Origin of the sequence: Paraburkholderia phymatum (genome assembly GCF_040965635.1) — a bacterium.
GTDB classification, from domain to species: domain Bacteria; phylum Pseudomonadota; class Gammaproteobacteria; order Burkholderiales; family Burkholderiaceae; genus Paraburkholderia; species Paraburkholderia phymatum_B.
Genome location: NZ_JBFRCH010000005.1, coordinates 346,019 through 366,217, shown reverse-complemented (window position 1 = coordinate 366,217; position 20,199 = coordinate 346,019). Strand labels below are relative to the sequence as shown.

The following is a 20,199-nucleotide window of genomic DNA, read 5'->3' as shown; positions in this document are numbered from 1 at the left end:
GATCTACCGGGGTGTTTATAGCATGAAGCGTCGACGTTTTATCGTTCGCTGAAGTACGTTTTACATACCTCTGCAAACGATGCGCAATGCTTACTTCGCCGTCGTTTTCGCCAGCGCCTGCCACGTATCGATGATCGTGTCAGGGTTCAGCGAGATCGACGCGATGCCTTCGTCCGTCAGCCATTGCGCGAAATCCGGATGATCCGACGGGCCCTGGCCGCAGATGCCGACGTACTTGTTCAGGCGCAGGCACGTGTCGATCGCGCGCTTGAGCATGAACTTGACGGCGGGATCGCGCTCGTCGAAGTCGACCGCGAGCAGTTCCATGCCCGAGTCACGGTCGAGGCCGAGCGTGAGCTGCGTCAGGTCGTTCGAGCCGATCGAGAAGCCGTCGAAGTACTGCAGGAACTCTTCGGCAAGAATCGCGTTCGACGGCACTTCGCACATCATGATCAGGCGCAGGCCGTTTTCGCCGCGCTTCAGGCCGTACTTCGCGAGCAGGTTCACCACGCGCTCCGCCTGCTTCAGCGTACGCACGAACGGCACCATGATTTCGACGTTGTCGAGGCCCATTTCTTCGCGCACGCGCTTGAGCGCCAGGCACTCCATTTCGAACGCCTGCGCGAAGTCTTCAGCGATGTAACGCGATGCGCCGCGGAAGCCCAGCATCGGGTTTTCCTCGTCTGGCTCATAGCGCGAGCCGCCGATCAGCTTCTTGTACTCGTTCGACTTGAAGTCCGACAGACGCACGATCACGGGCTTCGGATAGAACGCCGCGCCGATGGTGGCGATGCCTTCCGTCAGCTTGTCGACGTAGAACGCACGCGGCGATGCATGACCGCGCGCGACGCTCTCCACGGCCTTCTTCAGGTCCTGATCGACGTTCGGGTACTCGAGAATCGCCTTCGGGTGAACGCCGATGTTGTTGTTGATGATGAATTCGAGCCGCGCGAGACCCACGCCCTTGTTCGGCAGTTGCGCGAAGTCGAACGCGAGCTGCGGATTGCCGACGTTCATCATGATCTTCACAGGGATTTCCGGCAGTTCGCCACGCTGGACTTCCGTCACTTCCGTTTCGAGCAGGCCATCGTAGATCTTGCCTTCGTCGCCTTCCGAGCACGACACCGTGACGAGCGAGCCGTCCTTCAGCACGTCGGTCGCGTCGCCACAGCCCACCACGGCGGGCACGCCCAGTTCGCGCGCGATGATCGCCGCGTGGCAGGTCCGGCCGCCACGGTTCGTGACGATCGCCGACGCGCGCTTCATCACCGGCTCCCAGTTCGGATCGGTCATGTCTGCGACAAGCACGTCGCCCGGCTGCACGCGTTCCATCTCCGACGGATCGTGGATCACGCGCACGGGGCCTGCGCCGATCTTCTGGCCGATCGCGCGGCCCGTCGCCAGCACCTGCGACTGGCCCTTCAGCTTGAAGCGCTGCTCGGCCTTGTTGTGACCCTGGCTCTTCACCGTTTCGGGACGCGCCTGCAGGATGAAGATCTTGCCGTCGCGGCCGTCCTTGCCCCACTCGATGTCCATCGGACGCTCGTAGTGCTTCTCGATGATGACCGCGTACTTCGCGAGTTCGATCACGTCGTCGTCGGTGATCGAGAAACGGTTGCGCTGCTCGTGCGACACGTCGACGGTCTTCACGCGGCCTTGTTCACCGGCCTTCGTGAACTCCATCTTGATGAGCTTCGAGCCGATCGAGCGGCGGATGATCGGGTATTTGTTCTGCGCGAGCGTCGTCTTGAAGACGTAGAACTCGTCCGGATTCACCGCGCCTTGCACGACGGTTTCACCAAGGCCATAGCTCGACGTGATGAAGACGGCGTCCTTGAAGCCCGATTCGGTGTCGAGCGTGAACATCACGCCCGCTGCGCCGACGTCCGAGCGCACCATGCGCTGCACGCCCGCCGACAACGCGACTTCAGCATGCGTGAAGCCCTTGTGGACGCGATAGGAGATGGCGCGGTCGTTGTACAGCGACGCAAACACGTGCTTCATCCGATCGAGCACGTCTTCGATGCCGACTACGTTCAGGTAGCTTTCCTGCTGGCCCGCGAACGATGCGTCCGGCAGGTCTTCCGCCGTTGCCGACGAACGGACCGCGAACGACAGTTCCTCAGGCGAGCTCTTCGAGAGCGTTTCGAACGCCGCGCGAATTTCCTGCTCGAGACGCGGCTGCATCGGGGTATCGACGATCCACTGACGGATCTCCTTGCCCGCAGCGGCAAGCGCCTTCACGTCGTCGACGTCGAGCGTCTCCAGGCGTTGCGCGATGCGTTCGGTCAGGTTGTTGTGATGCAGGAACTCGCGGAATGCGAGCGCCGTCGTTGCAAAGCCGGTCGGCACGCGCACGCCCGCTTCCGCGAGCTGACTGATCATCTCGCCGAGCGAAGCATTCTTGCCGCCGACGATTTCCACGTCGGTCATTCGCAACTGCTCGAATGGAACTACATACGCCTGATCCTTAGCAACGTTAACTGCGTTAGTCATACAAGCCCCTAAGTGTGAAAAAAATGCTGGATTGCGCAAGTGGGCTTGAACACGAGGCGCTCATTGGAAGCGTGGGCTCATGGCCTTGCGCAACCTGTTGGAAAAGCAATCGCGGAAGGGCTTGGCGCTCGACATGAAGCCCGACGAAGCAGGAGATTGAACGAACTTGCGGCTTAGCCGCGCAAGATACGAACGAATCGCGACGCAATCCAGGTGCGGATAGCGGATAGTTACGCGATTTGGCTGCAATTGCTTATCCAACAGGTTGCCGCTATTCTACCGTGCCGACTCTCGAAATGTGACAGTCGGACAAGAATTGCGCCTCGAACGGCGCCGCTGCAAGGTTCCGGCCAGCCGCCGGCCAGCGGGCGCCGCGCGGCGATGTCTGATTTGAGCGGATTTTGACGCTCGCGTTCCCTGCCCCCACTGATGCCGCCCACCGTATTCATCGTCTCCGACGGTACCGGGATTACTGCCGAAACCTTCGCGCATTCGATCCTCTCCCAGTTCGACCAGAAATTTCGCCTGGTCCGCGTGCCGTTCGTCGATTCGACGGAAAAAGCGTACGCCACGCTCGAAAAAATCAATGAATCCGCCCATCACGAAGGCCGCCGCCCGATCGTCTTCACGACGCTCGTGAACAGCGCGTCGAACCAGATCGTGAAGGACTCGAACGCGCTCGTGCTGGACATGTTCCAGACCTTCGTCGAGCCGCTCGAACTGGAGCTGGAGCTGAAGTCGAGCCACGCGATGGGCCGCGGCCACCAGAACGCCGATACCGAGGAGTACAAGAACCGGATCGAGGCGATCAACTTCTCGCTCGCCCACGACGACGGCCAGTCGAATCGCAATCTGGAAGAAGCGGATGTGATCCTGGTCGGCGTGTCGCGTAGCGGCAAGACGCCGACGAGCCTCTATCTGGCAATGCAGTACGGCGTGAAGGCGGCGAACTATCCGCTGATTCCCGAAGATTTCGAGCGCGGCAAGCTGCCGACGCCGCTGCTCGCGCATCGTACGAAGATGTTCGGGCTGTCGATCGATCCGCAACGGCTTTCGGAAATCCGCAACGAGCGCCGCCCCGGCAGCAAGTACGCCGCGCTGGAAAACTGCCGCTACGAGATCAACGAAGCCGAGACGATGATGCGGCGCGAAGGCATCAAGTGGCTGTCGTCGACGCACAAGTCGATCGAGGAAATTGCGACGACCATCCTGCAGGAAATCAGGCTCGACCGCTCGTCGTATTGATGCAGCCGCTGTGAAGGTTAGCTGGAAGCGCGCGGCTCGTGCCCGCGCTGCTGCCGGCACTGCTCGAAAAGACACACGGCGGCGGCCGCTGCGACATTCAGCGATTCCATTCCGCCCGGCTGCGGAATCGTCACGCGATACGTGACAGCGTCGCGCCACGCCTGCGACACGCCCGCCCCTTCGTTGCCGAACACCCACACGACCGGGCCCGACAGATCGGTGTCGTAAATCGCCTGCGCACCGTGCGAGTCCGTGATCGCGACGGGCACGTCGAGCCGCTCGATCAGCGTCTGCGGTTCGACATCCTCATGAATGTGCAGCAGGAAATGCGCGCCCATGCCGGAGCGCAGCACTTTCGACGACCATGCGTACGCGGTGCCCGGCGCGCAAAACACGTGGCCGATGCCCGCCGCCGCCGCGCTGCGCAGAATCGAGCCGACATTGCCTGCATCCTGCACGCCGTCGAGCACGATGCAGCCTTGCGTCACGCGTTCGGGCACCGCCACGTCGAGTTTCTCGACGAGCAGCAGCATGCCGACGCCATTCACGACATTCGACAGTTGTCCGAAGAGTGCATCGGGCAGCGTGACGATGCGCCGCTCATCGATGCGCGCGACGATGGCCTGCGCTTCGTCGTGGCGCAGCGCGCCTTCCATGACGACACACGTCTCGGGCTGCCCCGCGACATCGAGATAGGCGCTCGCGAGATGAAACCCTTCGAGCAACGCATGGCCGCTCCTGCGCTGTTGATGCGTCGAGCCGGCCAATGCCTTCAGACGTTTGTAGAGCGGATTGTCCCGCGAGGTAATGGCTTTCACTGGCAGCGAAGACCGTATCGGTACGGTAAGAAAAGCGGTGAAAAGAAAAGCGCCCGAAGGCGCTTGAGTCGTTTCTGCCAGGCGTCAGAACGGCGCGCTGTCGTCGGCGATGAGCACATCGTCATCATCGGTGACGGGCGGCACGATTACGACATTCTCAGGCAAATCGACGGCCATGCCGAGCCGCAGATACGCGTCCCGCACGGGCGCAAACGAGCGCCGGTGATGCTCGCACGGACCATGGTCGCGCAGCGCCAGCAGATGCTGCGGCGTGCCGTAGCCCACGTGCGCGTCGAAGCCGTACATCGGGAACGTCTGATGCAGTTCGAGCAGCATCCGGTCACGCGTGACCTTCGCGAGAATCGACGCCGCTGAGATGCACGGCACGAGCGCATCGCCGCTGACGATCGCCTCGCTGCGAATGCTCAGCACCGGGCAACGGTTGCCGTCGATCTTCGCGAGCGTCGGCGCGACCTTTAAGCCTTCGACGGCGCGCTTCATCGCGAGCATCGTCGCGTACAGGATGTTCAGCGTGTCGATCTCTTCGACCGACGCCGACGCGACGCAATACGCAAGCGACCGTTCGATGATCTTGTCGTACAGCTCTTCGCGCTTTTTCGCTGGCAGCGCCTTTGAATCGCCGAGTCCACGGATGCGGGGCTTCGTCGGATCGAGAATGACGGCGGCGGCCACCACGGGGCCCGCGAGCGGGCCGCGCCCTGCTTCGTCGACGCCGCAAATGACGTCTTCCGGCGACGAAAAATCGAGGCCGGCCTGTTTCGTGATCGTCGCAGCCGCCTTGCGGCGCAGCGCGGCCTTGCCCGTCGAGCCCGTCATGGACGCCCCCGGCGCGTTTCGACGACGCTGACGACCGCTTCCGCGGCTCGCTGCGCCGTGTTCTGCTTCAGCACGTGATGCATCTCGGTGAAGATTTCCGTCAGCGTGCGCCGGTTTGCGTCGTCGCGCAACTGAGTCAACGTGGCGTCGGCCAACGCTTCGGGCGTCGCGAAGTGCTGCAGGATTTCGGGCACGATGAAACGCCCGGCGAGGATGTTCGGCAAGCCCACGTACGGCAGATACCCCTGGCGGCGCATGATCTGCCCCGTCAGCCAGGGCACCTTGTACGAAATCACCATCGGCTTCTTCAGCAGCGCCGCTTCCAGCGTGACTGTGCCGCTTTTCACGAGGATCACGTCAGCGGCCGTCATCGCAAGCTGAGCGTTGCCGTCCGTCAGCGTCAGTGGCAGCTTCGGGTGCGCGTCGACGAGCGGCTTCAGCAGTTCGCGCAGTGCGGGCGTTGCAGCCGGCATCACGAAGCGCACGCCCGGCTCGCGCTGCAACATCAGGTCCATCGCGTCGAAGAACGTCGGTCCGATCAGCGAGATTTCCGAGCGGCGGCTGCCCGGCAGCACGGCGATCACCGGACCGCTTTCGGGCAGGCCGAGCACGCGGCGCGCGCCTGCCATATCCGGTTCGAGCGGGATCTCATCCGCGAGCGGATGGCCGACATAGGTCGCCGCGACGCCCGACTTTTCGAGCAGCGCCTTTTCGAACGGGAATACGCACAGCATGTGATCGACGGCCTTGACGATCTTCTTGATCCGGCCGCCTCGCCATGCCCAGATCGATGGACAGACGAAGTGAATGGTCGGAATGCCCGCATCGCGCAACGGGTGCTCGAGGCCGAAGTTGAAATCCGGCGCATCGACGCCGATGAACGCCGACGGCGGCTCAGCCAGCAACTGGCGCTTCAGCTCGTTGCGGATGCCGAGAATCTCGGGAATGTGCTTTAGCGCTTCGACGTAGCCGCGCACCGACAGCTTTTCCATCGGGAAATGCGCGTCGAAGCCCTTCGCGATCATACGCGGGCCACCGATGCCGAAGTACTGCGTCCCGTGCGGCAGACGGGCCGCGAGCCCGTCCAGCAGCGACGCCGCGAGCAGGTCGCCCGACGGCTCGCCGGCCACCAATGCGAGCCGCAGCGGACTGGTAGGCAACGGCATCGGTTAGCGGATGATGCCGCGCTGCGACTGCTCGACGAATTCGACGAGCGCGCGCACGGGCTCGTCGCCGTCGCCGCCCGCCGTCGCGAGTTCGCGCAATTGCACCTTCGCTTCTTCGAGCGACAGGCTGTTCTTGTACAGCAGACGATACGCGGAGCGCAGCGCCGAAATGGCGTCCGCCGAGAAGCCGCGGCGGCGCAGCCCTTCGACGTTGATGCCGTGCGGCTCGGCCTTGTTGCCCGCGGCGATCACGAACGGCGGAATGTCCTGCACGAGCGCCGACGCGCCGCCCAGCATCGAATGCGCGCCGATGCGCACGAACTGGTGCACGCCCGACATGCCGCCGACAATCGCGTAATCGCCGATGATCACGTGGCCCGCCATTTGCGCATTGCTCGACAGAATCACGTTGCTGCCGATCTGGCAGTCGTGGCCGATATGCACGTACGCCATGATCCAGTTATCGTCGCCGAGCGTCGTGATGCCCTGATCCTGCACGGTGCCCGTGTGGATCGTCGTGAATTCGCGGATCGTGTTGCGGTTGCCGATCACGAGCTTCGTGGGCTCGTCCCGGTACTTCATGTCCTGCGGCCGGCCGCCAACCGACGCGTAATGGCCGATGCGGTTGTCTTCGCCGATCGTCGTATGACCTTCGATCACGCTGTGAGAACCGACCGTGGTGCGCGCACCGATCGTGACGTGCGCGCCGACGATTGCGTACGGTCCGATCTCGACCGATTCGTCGAGCTGTGCGCCCGATTCGATGATCGCAGTAGGATGAATCCTGCTCATGCGCCCTCGCTGTATTTCCCGCTGTATTTCCGTTACATGGCGCGGATGACGCTGCGGCGCCGTCCAGCACGTTCAAGCCGTCACGATGCAATCCATCTTGTGACAGCCCGAAGTTTCGATTGTTCTGCCGCCGGCGTTACGCGACGTAACGGAGCATGAGCCCCTTCCGTCTGCCGTCCGCCCGCCACGGCCTGTTGCTTTCCGTCACTCGCTGTCCGTCTGGCGCACGGCGCACATCAGATCGGCTTCGGCCGCCACCTGGCCGTCCACTTCGGCGCGCGCCTTGAACTTCCAGATGCCGCGCATATGACGTTCGAACGTGGCGTTCAGGATCAGCTGGTCGCCCGGTTCAACGACGCGTTTGAAGCGCGCGTTGTCGATGCCGACGAACAGGTACAGCGTGTTGTCAGGATCATGCGGCTCTTCCGAGAAGGTCAGGAGCGCGGCCGTCTGCGCGAGCGCTTCCAGAATCAGCACGCCGGGCATCACGGGGCGCTTCGGGAAGTGGCCCATGAAGAACGGTTCGTTGACCGTCACATTCTTCAGCGCCTTGATGCTCTTGTGCGGCTCGAGTTCGAGCACCCGATCGACGAGGAGGATCGGATAGCGATGCGGCAGCAGCGTGAGAATCTTGTGAATGTCGAGATTGATTTTTTCGGTGCTCATGGTGTTTCTGCTCACGCATTGGTTGCGCGATGATGACTGCGAATGCTGGGTGCTGGCGCATCGATGACGAACCGCGTCCTGCCGCCCGTTCTTGTGCCGACCGCACGCCGCCTGTCGGCCGCATGCGCCGGCGCTTCCCGCCGGCCAGCGCTTACGCCTTGTCTCCGGAGGCGCTGGCGACGACGGCTTCGAGTGCCTTGATACGGTCTCGCAGCTTGTCGAGATTGCGCATCAAGGCGGCGCTCCTGTTCCAGTCGGCATGATTCACGGCCGGGAACGCGCTCGTGTACATGCCGGGTTTCAACAGCGACTTCGACACGCCCGACTTGGCCGTGACGATCACGTAGTCGGCCAGGGTGACGTGGCCGGCAATGCCGACCGCGCCGCCGATCATGCAGTGACGGCCGATCGTCGTGCTGCCGGCGATGCCCGCGCAACCCGCGATCACCGTATAGGCGCCAATCTTGCAGTTATGGCCGATCTGCACGAGGTTGTCGATTTTCACGCATTCTTCGATCACGGTATCGGCCATCGCGCCGCGGTCGATCGTCGTATTTGCGCCGATTTCGACGTCGGGCCCGATCGACACGCCACCGACCTGCGGAATCTTCACCCAACTGCCCGTGCGCGCGTCGCCTTCGCCGACGAAATCCGGCGCAAAGCCGAAGCCGTCCGAGCCGATCACGGCACCAGCATGAACGATCACGCGCTCGCCGATCGTACAGCCGTGATAGACGGCGACGTTCGGATGCAGATGCGAGCCCGCGCCCACCTTCGTGCCACGCCCGATGAACACGTTCGCGTCGAGCCGCGCGTTATCGCCGATTGCGGCGCCCGCTTCGACCGTCACGTTCGGGCCAATCACGGCACTCGCGGCGATCTGCGCGGAGGGGTCGATGGTCGCGCTCGCGTGCACGCCCGGCTGCGCCTTCGGCGCGGCCATGTCGATGAAGGCCTGCGCGAGACGCGCGAAATAAGCGTAGGGATTCGGCGTGACGATGAAGTTGCGACCGGCGCGCGAAGCGAGCTTCGCGAGATCCGCCGCGTTGATCAGCACCGCGCCCGCGCGCGTCGTTTCGACCTGCGCCAGATACTTCGGGTTGGCGAGGAACGCCAGTTGATCCGGGCCAGCCTGGTCGAGCGGCGCCAGATTGCCGACGCGGTGCGCGCGATCGCCGACGACTTCGCCGCCGAACCGCTGCACGATCTCCTCGAGCGTGAATGCCATGCGTGTACTGCTCCTGCTGTTCAGTTGCCTGCCTTGCGCCCGAACCGCGCGCCGGGGGTGTTCGCGGGACGGCCTTGCACCGCATATGCGCGGGGATTGCGCTGCGCTTGCGCGCCTCAGTGCTTATCAGTTGCCGCTGCTGCCGTTGCCCGACGACGCCAGCGCCTTCAGCACCTGGTCGGTAATGTCGATGCGCGGGCTCACGTAGACCGCTTCCTGCACGATCAGGTCGTAGTGCTGCTGCTCGGCGATCTGCTTGATTACCTTGTTCGCGCGATCGAGCACGGCTGCCAGCTCTTCATTGCGCCGCTGGTTCAGGTCTTCGCGGAACTCGCGCTGCTTACGCTGGAAGTCCGTGTCGAGCTGCGACAGATCGCGCTGCTTCTGCGCGCGATCGGCGGGCGCCATCGACGCGCCGTTCCTGTCGAGCGAGTCGGACATCGACTTGAGACGCTGCGCCATATCCTGCAGGTCCTTGTCGCGCTTCGCGAACTCCGCTTCCAGCTTGGTCTGCGCCGCCTTCGCCGCCGACGATTCCCGCAGGATGCGATCGGAATTCACCGCGGCGATCCGCGCTTCCTGCGCCTGCGCGGCATTCGCTGCGCCCACGCCGAGCGTCATGACCAGGGCCATTGCGCACGCCACACGTTTCGAAAACATACCAGTTAGCAAAGTCATCCTCTCGATGCTGTAAGGGGTTCCGGTTCTCGAGCGCGCGATCAGAACGCCGTCCCAATCTGGAACTGGAACTTCTGATACTGGTCGCCCGCGTGTTTCTGCAACGGGAAACCCAGCGACAGCTTGAGCGGCCCGATCGGCGAAATCCACGCGAGACCGAGACCGTAGCCGTAGCGCAAGCCGTTCGAGCCGACCGTCGTATTGCCGCCCTGACGCGAATCGCCCCACACGTTACCGGCGTCGAGGAACGTGAACACCCGCAGCGTACGGTCATAGCCCGTGCCCGGCAGCGGGAACGTGAGTTCGACGTTGGTGACGAACATCTTGTTGCCGCCGATCGGATCGTTCGTGACCTTGTCGCGCGGACCCAGCGAACTCGGTTCATAGCCGCGGACCGAACCGATACCGCCCGCGTAGTAGTTCTTGAAGATCGGATACGCGTTGCCGATGCCGTTGCCGTAGCCGCCCTGGATGTTGAAGCCCAGCACGAAGCCGCGAGCGAACGAATAATAGTACTGCGCCTGCAAGTCGGCCTTGTAATACTCGGTGCCGCCGATCGGCGTGCCGTATTCGGCATTCGCCTGCGTGAAGTAGCCGCGGCTCGGCACCAGCGCGCTGTCACGCGCGTCGCGCGACCAGCCGACCGTCAGCGGCACGTTGTTCGACACGCGGCCGAAGTCCTGCACATAGTTCTTGTAGGCCTGCGGCGTATTTGCGTCGACGTCCAGCGTGTTCTGCTCGAAGCCCGCGCCGAAGTACACCGTGTCCACTTCCGAGAACGGAATGCCGAACTTCAGGTCGCCGCCCATCGTGACGATGCGGAAGCTCGAATCCGTCGAGTAATACAGCGGCTCGTAGGTGCGGTAGTAGACGTCGGTAATGCGCTTGATGCCGTCGACCGTGAAGTACGGGTCGACCTGCGTGACCGTCAGCGTACGGTACGTCTTCGCGGTATTCACGTTCACCGACAGGCTCGTGCCCGAACCGAACACGTTGTCCTGCGACACGCCCGCCGACAGCACCACCTTGTCCGTCGACGAGAAGCCCGCGCCCAGCGTGATCGCGCCCGTCGGCTTTTCGGCAACCTTGACGTCGACGTCCACCTGGTCCGGCGTGCCTTCGACGGGCACCGTCGTCACGTCGACATCCGTGAAGTAGCCGAGACGGTTGATGCGGTCCTTCGACAGCGCGAGGCGGTTCGAATCGAACCACGAGCTTTCGAGCTGGCGCATTTCGCGGCGCACCACTTCGTCGCGCGTGCGCGTGTTGCCGTTCACGTTGATGCGACGCACGTACACACGGCGGCTCGGATCGACCTGAAGCGTCAGGTCGACCTTGTGATGCTCCTGGTCGATTTGCGGCAGCGCGTTCACGGTCGCGAACGCGTAGCCGTATTCGCCGAGCTTGTCGACGATCGACTTCGTCGTGGCCTGCAGCTTTTCCGCCGAGAAACGGTCGCCCGGCTTGATCTTGATCAGCTTGTTCAGCTCGGCTTCGCGATCGAGCAGATTGCCCGCGAGCTTGATGCTGTTGATCGTGTACGGCTCGCCTTCGTGCAGCGTCACCGTCAGATACATATCCTTCTTGTCCGGCGTGATCGACACCTGGGTCGATTCGATGTTGAACTCGAGGTAGCCGCGGTTCAGGTAATACGAGCGGACGTTCTCGAGGTCGCCGGTGAGCTTTTCCTTCGAATACAGGTCGTTCTTCGTGTACCACGAGAACCAGTTCGGCGTGGACAGCTGCATTTCGTCGCGCAGCGTGCCCGTGCTGAATGCCTTGTTGCCGATGAAGTTGATCTGGCGGATCTTCGCGCTAGGACCTTCGATCACGGCGAACAGGACCGCAACACGGTTGCGATCGATCGGCGTGATCGTAGTCGTGACTTCGGCGGCGTAGAAGCCGCGCGTCAGATACTGGCGCTTCAGTTCCTGCTCGGCCTTGTCGACGAGCGCCTTGTCGTAGTAACGGCCTTGGGACAGGCCGACCGCGCGCAGCGCCTTGATCAGGTTGTCCTTCTCGAATTCATGCAGGCCGGAGAAATCAATCGTGCCGATGGCGGGACGCTCCAGCACCTGCACCACCACGACATCGCCTTCCGTAGCGATCTTCACGTCGTTGAAGAAGCCCGTTGCGTACAGCGCGCGGATGGCTTCGGAAGCCTTTTCGTCGGAAAACGTATCGCCTTGCTTGATGGGGAGATAGGAGAACACCGTGCCGGGTTCTACCCGTTGCAGCCCTTCGATCCGAATGTCTTTCACCACGAAGGGTGTCGTCGCGTGAGCTACCAGCCCATGCGCGGCGAATGCCGCGGCTACAACCGTCTTTGGAACAAAGCGATGAGGTTTAAACAACGTGCTTCCCCAGTGTGTATAGCTGCATCAGGTCAGGCGGGCGCCATCGTACGCCGCCAGACACTTTAAAAATGGATAAAACGAGCAAGATCGTTGAACAGCGCAATCGCCGACAAGGCGACGATACAAGCCAGTCCCGCTCTTTGAAGAACGAGCTGCCAGCGATCCGATACGGCTTTGCCGGTAACAGCTTCAACCAGATAATATAACAGATGCCCCCCGTCCAATACCGGTATTGGTAAAAGGTTGAGGACGCCGAGGCTTATGCTGACAAGCGCGAGGAACGACAGGAATGCTGATGGACCGAGTCGTGCGCTCTTGCCCGCGTAGTCCGCGATGGTCACGGGACCGGACAGATTCTTGAGCGAAGCCTCGCCGATGATCATCCGGCCGAACATCCGCACCGAGTACACAGCAAGGTCCCATGTGCGACGCGCGCCGAGGCGCACGCTCTCGACGGGACCGTAGCGCACGTCGATCGAAGGCACTTGCGTCGCGAGCTCGGCGCCGATGCGGCCGACCTGCTGACCCGTCATCTCGTCGCGCTGCACGCCCGGCACGATGGTCAGACTCTGCAACGCCCCCGGCTGCTGGTTCTTCGCGCCGCGCTCGACTTGCAGCACGACAGGCTTGCCCGCGTGCGACTTGATGTAGTTGATGAAGGTAGTGGCGTTATCGGCGGGACGTCCGTCGACGGCGCGGATCCGGTCGCCCGCGAGCAGGCCCGCGCGCAACGCCGCGCTGCCCGGCTGCACGCCCGCCACCGACAACGTGCCGCCGCCTGGCTCGAAGCCGAGCCGCGACATGAAGTCGTCGTCGACTTCCTTGTCGGTAAGGCCTTGCAAGTCCAGCGGGAAGTCAAACGTGCCGTGCCCGCCGTCCTTCGCGCTCAATATGACGCGCTTGTGATCGAACGCGGCGCCCAGGAGCTTCCAGCGCAAGTCCGACCACGAGCGAACGCGCTCGGAGTCGCCGCCATCCGCGTCACGCACGCCGACCACGGTTTCGCCGCCCTCGAAGCCCGCGCGTGCCGCGACAGTATCGGCAACGGGCGCCGCGACGATTGCGGCAGGCTCGGTGACGCCCGTCGCGAACACGGCTGCGAACAGCACAATGGCCAGAATGAAGTTGGCGATCGGGCCTGCCGCCACGATCGCGATGCGCTTGCCGACCGACTGTCGGTTGAACGCGAGCGGCAGATCGGCGGGCGGAATCGGCGCGCCCTCTTCGCGCTCGTCGAGCATCTTCACGTAGCCGCCGAGCGGCAGCGACGCGATGATCCACTCGGTGCCTGTCTTCGCGCTGACCCAGCGCGCAAGCGGCTTGCCGAAGCCGATCGAAAAACGCAGTACCTTGACGCCGCACAGGCGCGCGATGCTGTAGTGGCCAAACTCATGGACGACCACCAGTACGCCGATCGCGACTGCGAAGGCGACCAGTTCGATCAGCACGTTCATAAACGCCTCACTGGACGGCGCGTTCCGTGAGGCGAGCGCCCGCCGGCAGACCGTCGATCAAAGCGTGGGCTGCGCGGCGCGCAGCGGCGTCCGCGTCGACCACGTCCGCGAGGCTCGACGCCTCGCGATTGGGCAATGTGTTCAGCACGGCTTCGACGACCCGGGCAATCGCCATGAAGCCGATGCGGCGCGACAGGAACGCCTCGACGGCAATCTCGTTCGCTGCGTTCAGCGCGGCGCTCGCGACGCCGCCTTCGGCCAGCGCCTGCATCGCGAGCGCGAGGCACGGGAAGCGCGCGTAATCGGGCTTCTCGAACGACAGTGACGCGATCTGCGCGAGATCGAGCTGCGCGACGCCCGAATCGACGCGGTCCGGGAAAGCCAGCGCGTGCGCGATCGGCGTGCGCATGTCCGGGTTGCCTAGTTGCGCGAGCACCGATCCGTCCGCGTACGACACGAGCGAGTGAATCACGCTCTGCGGGTGAATCAGCACGTCGATGCGCTCGCCGGGCAGGCCGAACAGCCAGTGCGCCTCGATGACTTCGAGGCCCTTGTTCATCATCGTTGCGGAGTCGACGGAAATCTTGCGGCCCATCACCCAGTTCGGATGCTTGCACGCTTCTTCCGGCGTGACGTCGACGAGCGTCGACGGCTCGCGCGTGCGGAACGGGCCGCCCGACGCCGTCAGGATGATCTTCGACACGCCGCCATGCAGCGCCGATTCGCGCGGCAGGCACTGGAAGATCGCGTTGTGCTCGCTGTCGACGGGCAGCAGGATCGCGCCGTTATCGCGCACCGCGTCCATGAAGATCGCGCCCGACATCACGAGCGCCTCCTTGTTCGCGAGCAGAATGCGCTTGCCGGCGCGCGCCGCCGCGAGGCTCGGCTCGAGACCCGCCGCGCCGACGATCGCCGCGACGACAGTGTCGCAGCCGTCGCTCTTCGATACGTCGACGAGCGCCTGCGGGCCGTACGTGACTTCCGTCCTGCAACCCGCGGCGCGCAGCTTCGCGGCGACGCTCGCGGCCGTGTCGGCATCGCCGGCGACGGCCACTTCAGGTTTGAAGCGCAAGCATTGTTCGACGAGCTTGTCGCCGTTGCGATGCGCGGTCAGCGCATACACCGAGAAACGCTCGGGATGACGCGCGACGACGTCGAGCGTGCTGTCTCCGATCGAGCCCGTGGAACCGAGCAAAGTGAGTCGTTTTTGCATATCTCTTTCTCTAGCCGATGGGCTACGACAATACGAGCATCGCGAGCGGCAGCACCGGCAACAAGGCGTCGATGCGGTCGAGCACGCCGCCGTGTCCGGGCAGCAGGTTGCTCGAATCCTTCACGCCTGCCTGGCGCTTGAGCATCGACTCGAACAGGTCGCCCACCACGCTGAACACGACCAGCAGCGTCAGCGTGGCAAATGCGCGCGCGGCGCCGAGATGCTCGAGCAGCGCGGAAAACAGGGTTGGCACGAACGCGTGGGTGACGACGGCAGCGGCCGCGACGATCATCACCGCGATCCACCCGCCGGCGGCCCCCTCCCAGGTCTTGCCGGGGCTGATCGAGGGCGCGAGTTTGTGTTTTCCGAACGCCTTACCCGTAAAGTATGCGCCGATATCGGCCAACCAGACCACGAGGAGCAGGGAAAGCACGAACGGCACGCCCTCGATGCGGGCGGCGACGAGGGCATGCCAGCAGGCCGCGAACACGACGACGCCCGCCAGCAGCAGGAACGGCCGCCAGGCGCCCTGCGCGAGCGCCGGCTTGCGCAACAGTACAAACGGCCCCGCGAATACCCAGAAGATCGACGAAGCTTCGAAGAGCGGCCGTAGCGCCGCGAAGCCCGTGCCGAGCTTCGTGCTGGCCACCAGCGCCAGTGCGGCAACGATCGCGTAAACCACGGGGCCGGCGCCCGGAAGCTTCAGCAGCCGCGCCCACTCCCATGCGGCAAACACGACGACGAACGCGATCAGCGCGCCGAAGCCGCCGATCGGCGCCCACAGCGTGACGGGGAGAAGAATGGCCAGCAGGACGATCGCCGTGATGACACGGGTTTTTAGCATGGAAGCGAATCGGCGTTTTGCGATTGCGGCTCGAGCTGGGCGCTCGTGCGGCCGAAGCGGCGCTCGCGCTCGGTGTACGACGCGATCGCGCGGCCAAGCGCGTCAGCGTCGAAATCCGGCCAGTAGGTATCGGTGAAATAGAACTCGGTGTACGCGAGCTGCCACAGCAGGAAGTTGCTGATGCGCTGCTCGCCGCCCGTGCGGATGAACAGATCCGGCTCGGGCGCGTAAGCCATGGCAAGGTGTTGGGCGAACGCGTCTTCGTTGACCTCGACGGAGCGGCCCGCGGCCACCGACTGCTCGACCAGCTTGCGCGTGGCCTGCATGATGTCCCAGCGGCCGCCGTAGTTCGCGGCGATGGTCAGCGTAAGGCGCGTGTTCTTCGCCGTCTTGGTTTCGGCGCGGGTGATCAGATCCTGGATCTTCTTGTCGAACATCGACAGATCGCCGACCACGCGCAAACGGATGCCGTTCGCGTGCAGCTTGCCGATTTCGCGCTCGAGCGCGGTGACGAACAGGCGCATCAGGAACGACACCTCGTCGACCGGACGGCGCCAGTTTTCGGAACTGAATGCGAACAGCGTCAGATACTGAACGCCGCGCCGGGCACAGGCGTCGACGGCCGCGCGCACGGCGTCGAGGCCACGCGTATGGCCCGCCACGCGCGGCAGACGGCGTTGAGTCGCCCAACGGCCATTGCCGTCCATGATGATCGCGATGTGACGCGGTACGGCTGAGACGTCAGGGACGCGAACGGTTGAGCTTGTATAGGTCATGGCCGTCGGGTAAAGCAGCAAATAAAGAAAGGATGGTCAGTGAACGTTCTCGGGTCTGGTGTGCGCCAGACCATCAAACCGTCATGATCTCGCCTTCCTTGGTTTGCACGAGCTTATCGATTTCCGCGACGAACTTGTCCGTCAGCTTCTGAACGTCGTCGCCGGCGCGGCGCTCGTCATCTTCGGAGATTTCCTTGTCCTTCACGAGCTTCTTCAGCTGCTCGTTCGCGTCGCGGCGCAGGTTGCGCACGGCCACCTTCGCGGTCTCGCCTTCGCTCTTGACGACCTTTGTCAGTTCGCGGCGGCGCTCTTCCGTCAGCGCGGGCATCGGCACGCGGATCAGATCGCCGTGCGTGGCCGGGTTCAGGCCGAGATCCGATTCGCGGATCGCCTTCTCGATCACGGAGACCATCTTCTTTTCCCACGGCTGCACGCCGATCGTGCGGGCATCGACGAGCGTCAGGTTCGCGACCTGCGAGATCGGCACGGGCGAGCCGTAGTAGTCGACCTGGATGTGATCGAGCAGGCCCGTGTGCGCACGGCCCGTGCGGATTTTCGACAGATCGTTCTTGAACGCGTCGAGCGAGCGCTGCATTTTCTGCTCAGCGCCTTTCTTGATGTCAGCCACAGACATGATTAAACCTCCGAACCTTCAAAACGATGCGGGCCCGACAGCGCGCGCGAGGCGGCGCCGAAGCCCGCGTTCAAGCCCACAGACGTGAAAGAGAGTTTACACGTGGACGAGAGTGCCTTCGTCCTCGCCCTGCACGATGCGCTTTAGCGCGCCCGGCTTCACGATCGAAAACACGCGGATCGGCAGCTTCTGGTCGCGGCACAGCGCGAACGCGGTGGCGTCCATCACCTGCAGGTTGCGGCCAATCGCCTCGTCGAAACTGATCGTCGAATAGCGCGTCGCGGACGGGTCCTTTTTCGGATCAGCCGAATAGACGCCGTCGACCTTGGTCGCCTTCAGCACCACTTCGGCGCCGACTTCCGAGCCGCGCAGCGCAGCCGCCGTGTCGGTCGTGAAGAACGGGTTGCCCGTGCCGGCCGCAAAGATCACGACCTTGCCCTCTTCCAGCTGGCGGATGGCGCGGGGACGGATGTACGGCTCGACAACCTGATCCATGCGCAGCGCCGACTGCACGCGCGCTTCGATACCTGCGTGGCGCATCGCGTCCTGCAGCGCCAGTGCGTTCATCATCGTGGCCAGCATGCCCATGTAATCGGCCGTCGCACGGTCCATACCTGCTGCGCCGCCCGCCACACCACGAAAGATGTTGCCGCCACCGATCACCACCGCCAGCTGCGTACCGAGCCGCACAACCTCGGCCACATCCGCCACCATTCTTTCGATCGTCGCACGATTGATGCCGAATGCATCGTCGCCCATCAGGGCTTCGCCAGAGAGTTTGAGGAGGACGCGTTTATAGGCAGTGGGCATAGAGATATCCAGATTGCGCTGAGCAGGGCCAAAAAGCCGCGAAACAACAAGGAACTAACTGTAGGGGTGAAATACGAATTCGGGCAAGCGCCGCCAGGTTGATGCGCCTCAACAACCGACCGAGGCGAGTCGAGATCCGGCCGCCGTGCGCTTCGCGCACGCGCAACCCCGGCGGCGCTACCGGCCGCGGCGAGGTCCAGCCCCGCCGCGGGTCAAACGGTACCGCGTAAAACTTAAACGAAGCTTATTGCTGCTTCGCAGCAGCAACTTGCGCCGCGACTTCAGCTGCGAAGTCGTCCTGACGCTTTTCGATGCCCTCGCCCACGACAAACAGCGCAAACTTCTGCACGCTCGAGCTTGCAGCCTTCAGCATCTGCTCGATCGTCTGCTTGTCGTTCTTCACGAACGGCTGGTTCAGCAGCGACACTTCCTTCAGGTACTTCTGCACCGAGCCGTCGACCATCTTCGCGACGATCTCAGCCGGCTTACCCGATTCGGCCGCCTTCTGCTCGGCGATGCTGCGCTCCTTGGCGATCAGGTCGGCGGGAACGTCGTCCGACGACAGCGAGACCGGCTTCATCGCCGCGATGTGCATCGCGACGTCCTTGCCGACCTGCTCGTCCGCGCCCGTGTACTCGGCCAGCACGCCGATGCGGGTGCCGTGCAGGTATGCAGCCAGCTTGTTCGACGTTTCGAAGCGCGCAAAACGGCGGATCGACAGGTTTTCGCCGATCTTGCCGACCAGCGCCGAACGCACTGCGTCAACCGTCGAGCCTTCCAGCGGCAGCGCCGACAGCGCGGCGACGTCAGCCGGGTTCTGCTTGACGACCAGTTCGGCAACCTTCTTCGAGAAACCAATGAAGTCGTCGTTCTTCGAAACGAAGTCGGTTTCGCAGTTCAGCTCGACGATCGCGCCGACGCCGCCTTCGATGAAGGAAGCGATCACGCCTTCAGCCGTGACGCGCGACGCCGCCTTCGACGCCTTGTTGCCGAGCTTAACGCGCAGCAACTCTTCAGCGCGCGCCATATCGCCGTCAGCTTCCGTCAGCGCCTTCTTGCATTCCATCATCGGCGCGTCGGTCTTCGCGCGCAGTTCTGCCACCATGCTTGCGGTAATTGCCGCCATCATTCGCTCCTTGAGTCTGTCTGTCACACGCCGCCCGCATTCGATGCCGGCGGCAGAATTTCGTTTCCGCGCAGCGCACTTTTATTTCCGGCGCCGCCGCGTGCGAATTGCCGCACGCTCCAGATCGTCGCGGCTTAAAAAAAGGGGGCCTATCGAGAGCCCCCTTTTTTGCCGGACACAGGGTGCTTTACGCTTCCCCGTTGACCTCGACGAACTCGTCGCCGTCGCCACCGCGAGCAGCCTGCACGACTTCGTTGACCGCATTCGCGCGACCTTCGAGGATCGCGTCAGCCACGCCTTGCGCATACAGCGTGACGGCCTTGCTCGCGTCGTCGTTGCCCGGGATCACGTAATCCACGCCTTCCGGCGAGTGGTTCGTATCGACCACGGCGATGACGGGCACGCCCAGCTTGTTCGCTTCCGTCACGGCAATCTTGTGATACCCGACGTCGACCACGAAGATCGCATCCGGAATGCCGCCCATGTCCTTCACGCCGCCGATCGACTTTTGCAGCTTGGCGATTTCGCGTTCGAACAGCAGCGCTTCCTTCTTGCTCATCTTCTCGAGCTCGCCTGCCTCGACTGCCGCTTCCATGTCCTTCAGGCGCTTGATCGAAACCTTCAGCGTCTTGAAGTTGGTCAGCATGCCGCCGAGCCAGCGTGCGTTGACATACGGCATGCCAGCGCGCTGCGCCGCTTCAGCGATCGTGTCGCGCGACTGACGCTTCGTGCCGACGAACAGGATCGTGCCGCGGTTCGCTGCCAGTTGACGCACGTACTTCAGCGCGTCGTTGTACATCGGCAGCGTCTTTTCGAGGTTGATGATGTGAATCTTGTTGCGATGGCCGAAAATAAAGGGGGCCATCTTCGGGTTCCAGAAGCGCGTCTGGTGGCCGAAGTGGACACCGGCTTCCAGCATTTGACGCATGGTAACTGCCATGAATATCTCCGCTAGGGTTGGGTCTTAAGCCGGCTGCCGTATCCGCCGCGCCGCCTTCCGCACTCTTCGGGAAGACCTGACGCCGCGAACACCCTGGGTGCGCCGGCTTGCGAATCTCG

At 63.4% G+C, this 20,199-nt stretch carries 18 protein-coding genes; 1 reads left to right on the top strand and 17 read right to left on the bottom strand.

Translation table 11 applies throughout. From position 1 onward, the window contains the following. Positions 1-90: 90 nt before the first annotated feature. Entirely contained in the window at positions 91-2,496 is a 2,406-nt protein-coding gene (gene ppsA, locus AB4Y32_RS13345) for a phosphoenolpyruvate synthase (protein WP_368721776.1), read from the bottom strand. Positions 2,497-2,925: 429 nt separating this feature from the next. Between ppsA and ppsR the strand changes: the two genes are divergently transcribed. After that, the gene (gene ppsR / locus AB4Y32_RS13340) at positions 2,926-3,741 is read left to right on the top strand and encodes a posphoenolpyruvate synthetase regulatory kinase/phosphorylase PpsR (protein WP_090864781.1); all 816 of its coding nucleotides are present in this window, start codon (positions 2,926-2,928) and stop codon (positions 3,739-3,741) included. A 17-nt stretch (positions 3,742-3,758) separates the two neighbouring features. On the opposite strand, the gene AB4Y32_RS13335 is transcribed toward ppsR, so the two are convergent. The 16 genes from AB4Y32_RS13335 to rpsB all read right to left on the bottom strand — a co-directional run bounded on the left by AB4Y32_RS13335 (position 3,759) and on the right by rpsB (position 20,080). Then, on the bottom strand, positions 3,759-4,559 hold the full coding sequence (locus AB4Y32_RS13335; protein WP_368721775.1) for a TrmH family RNA methyltransferase: 801 nt from the start codon (positions 4,557-4,559) through the stop codon (positions 3,759-3,761). An 84-nt stretch (positions 4,560-4,643) separates the two neighbouring features. Beyond that, positions 4,644-5,396, bottom strand: coding sequence for a ribonuclease HII (gene rnhB, locus AB4Y32_RS13330; protein ID WP_368721774.1), 753 nt, complete (start codon positions 5,394-5,396; stop codon positions 4,644-4,646). Then, positions 5,393-6,562 (bottom strand): lipid-A-disaccharide synthase, encoded by a 1,170-nt coding sequence (lpxB, locus tag AB4Y32_RS13325; protein WP_368721773.1) that lies wholly within the window; start codon positions 6,560-6,562, stop codon positions 5,393-5,395. The genes rnhB and lpxB overlap by 4 nt, the downstream gene beginning before the upstream one ends. A gap of 3 nt (positions 6,563-6,565) precedes the next feature. After that, positions 6,566-7,354 carry an acyl-ACP--UDP-N-acetylglucosamine O-acyltransferase gene (gene lpxA / locus AB4Y32_RS13320; protein ID WP_368721772.1) on the bottom strand — a complete coding sequence of 263 codons (789 nt, stop codon included), beginning with the start codon at positions 7,352-7,354 and terminating at the stop codon, positions 6,566-6,568. Positions 7,355-7,558: 204 nt separating this feature from the next. After that, positions 7,559-8,020, bottom strand: coding sequence for a 3-hydroxyacyl-ACP dehydratase FabZ (gene fabZ / locus AB4Y32_RS13315; protein ID WP_087735362.1), 462 nt, complete (start codon positions 8,018-8,020; stop codon positions 7,559-7,561). A 151-nt stretch (positions 8,021-8,171) separates the two neighbouring features. Further along, entirely contained in the window at positions 8,172-9,248 is a 1,077-nt protein-coding gene (gene lpxD / locus AB4Y32_RS13310; RefSeq protein WP_368721771.1) for a UDP-3-O-(3-hydroxymyristoyl)glucosamine N-acyltransferase, read from the bottom strand. Positions 9,249-9,374: 126 nt separating this feature from the next. Next, positions 9,375-9,926, bottom strand: coding sequence for an OmpH family outer membrane protein (locus AB4Y32_RS13305; protein ID WP_439899782.1), 552 nt, complete (start codon positions 9,924-9,926; stop codon positions 9,375-9,377). A 41-nt stretch (positions 9,927-9,967) separates the two neighbouring features. Continuing rightward, the gene (gene bamA / locus AB4Y32_RS13300; RefSeq protein ID WP_368721769.1) at positions 9,968-12,280 is read right to left on the bottom strand and encodes an outer membrane protein assembly factor BamA; all 2,313 of its coding nucleotides are present in this window, start codon (positions 12,278-12,280) and stop codon (positions 9,968-9,970) included. Between the two features lie 65 nt (positions 12,281-12,345). Continuing rightward, positions 12,346-13,737 carry an RIP metalloprotease RseP gene (gene rseP / locus AB4Y32_RS13295; RefSeq protein WP_368721768.1) on the bottom strand — a complete coding sequence of 464 codons (1,392 nt, stop codon included), beginning with the start codon at positions 13,735-13,737 and terminating at the stop codon, positions 12,346-12,348. A 7-nt stretch (positions 13,738-13,744) separates the two neighbouring features. Beyond that, positions 13,745-14,950 carry a 1-deoxy-D-xylulose-5-phosphate reductoisomerase gene (locus AB4Y32_RS13290; RefSeq protein ID WP_368721767.1) on the bottom strand — a complete coding sequence of 402 codons (1,206 nt, stop codon included), beginning with the start codon at positions 14,948-14,950 and terminating at the stop codon, positions 13,745-13,747. 22 nt (positions 14,951-14,972) lie between these two features. Continuing rightward, entirely contained in the window at positions 14,973-15,794 is an 822-nt protein-coding gene (locus tag AB4Y32_RS13285; protein WP_368721766.1) for a phosphatidate cytidylyltransferase, read from the bottom strand. Then, on the bottom strand, positions 15,788-16,570 hold the full coding sequence (gene uppS, locus AB4Y32_RS13280; protein WP_368721765.1) for a polyprenyl diphosphate synthase: 783 nt from the start codon (positions 16,568-16,570) through the stop codon (positions 15,788-15,790). Before uppS ends, AB4Y32_RS13285 begins: the two co-directional genes overlap by 7 nt. A 73-nt stretch (positions 16,571-16,643) precedes the next feature. Continuing rightward, positions 16,644-17,204: a ribosome recycling factor gene (gene frr / locus AB4Y32_RS13275; RefSeq protein WP_209930341.1), complete on the bottom strand. Its 561-nt coding sequence runs from the start codon at positions 17,202-17,204 to the stop codon at positions 16,644-16,646. A 96-nt stretch (positions 17,205-17,300) separates the two neighbouring features. After that, the gene (gene pyrH / locus AB4Y32_RS13270; protein ID WP_090864794.1) at positions 17,301-18,014 is read right to left on the bottom strand and encodes a UMP kinase; all 714 of its coding nucleotides are present in this window, start codon (positions 18,012-18,014) and stop codon (positions 17,301-17,303) included. Positions 18,015-18,258: 244 nt separating this feature from the next. Beyond that, complete coding sequence (gene tsf / locus AB4Y32_RS13265; RefSeq protein ID WP_368721840.1) at positions 18,259-19,140, bottom strand: translation elongation factor Ts; 882 nt, start codon at positions 19,138-19,140, stop codon at positions 18,259-18,261. A 187-nt stretch (positions 19,141-19,327) separates the two neighbouring features. Next, positions 19,328-20,080 carry a 30S ribosomal protein S2 gene (gene rpsB, locus AB4Y32_RS13260; protein WP_087735373.1) on the bottom strand — a complete coding sequence of 251 codons (753 nt, stop codon included), beginning with the start codon at positions 20,078-20,080 and terminating at the stop codon, positions 19,328-19,330. Positions 20,081-20,199 lie beyond the last annotated feature (119 nt).